Source organism: Methanoregula sp. (genome assembly GCF_002835825.1).
Lineage (GTDB): Archaea > Halobacteriota > Methanomicrobia > Methanomicrobiales > Methanospirillaceae > Methanoregula.
The window spans coordinates 1-1,054 of sequence record NZ_PIZH01000753.1 but is presented as its reverse complement, the minus strand read 5'-3'; the positions used below and the strand labels follow the sequence as shown (position 1 = coordinate 1,054).

1 protein-coding gene is annotated in these 1,054 nt (G+C 60.3%); it reads left to right on the top strand.

Annotated elements, in window-relative coordinates; genetic code table 11:
• Window positions 1–101: 101 nt before the first annotated feature.
• Window positions 102–809 carry a hypothetical protein gene (locus CW742_RS14935; RefSeq protein ID WP_292421760.1) on the top strand — a complete coding sequence of 236 codons (708 nt, stop codon included), beginning with the start codon at window positions 102–104 and terminating at the stop codon, window positions 807–809.
• Window positions 810–1,054: the final 245 nt, after the last annotated feature.

Sequence of the window (1,054 nt, the reverse complement as noted above, 5' to 3'; positions counted from 1 at the left end):
GGGGGAGGGGCGGGGGGGGGGGGGGGGGGGGGGGGGGGGGGGCGGGGGTGGGGGGGGGCGGGGGGCGGGGGGGGGGGGGGGGGGGGGATGGCGGGGGGGGGGTGGGGGTGGGCGAGGGGGGGCAGGGGGAGAAGTTCATCGGCCGGTACACGTACACCATCCTGTACGAGAACTGGGGCGGCATCTGCGGGGAGAAGTCGTTCCTCCTTGCTCTTCTCTTAAAGGAACTCGGGTACGGCGTTGCCCTCCTCCAGTTTGATAACGAACGCCACATGGCGCTCGGCATCAGGGCACCGGCCGCGTACGCCTTCCGGGATACCGGGTACGCACTCATCGAGAGCACATCGCCGGTTATCCCCACCTATGACAATTACCTCATGACCGGGGGCATCCGTCTCACATCTGACCCGAAGGTTATCGTGGTCTCGGAGGGCAGGGCATTCGAAACCATTGACCGGGAGTATTCGGATGCCACGCTGCTCAGGGCCATTGATGCTGAAGGCGAGAAAGTATCGGTGGCTGCCCATGCCGTCCGGTCATCGGAAGCGCAGCTGGATACCCTGTACGCGGAAGTCATCTACTGGAAGACAAAGCTCGAAAACAGCCGGACATACGAAGAGAAGCACTACAACCAGCAGAAGTTCAGCAGCGCACAGGCGGCATATGACCAATATTATGACGGGACTTATCTTCCGAAATATGTGGTGTGGCGGGACCTGTACACCAGCTTCCAGGAAAAATACCTGCCAAAGATGAGAAGCCTTGAAAAGGAATACGGCATGAACACCGGAATCAGCGTGGGACGGTAGGGCCCATCTCTCCCCATGCAGGAAGCAGGGGCTGCGGCATTCTGCCGACCCTGATCCGGGCCCGTATTGACCCCGGATTCCGGACTTTTGTTCACCGGAACGCTCTGAATTGCGATTCAGGGATCTCCCGCAAAATTATCCCCGTTTAAAACCCGGATTTCGCCGAAAAAGCCATTGAAAATGTCCCGATTTCCGGCCTCCGTATTGTACCAATGCCGGTGAACAGAACCGGGATCGATCCGGAC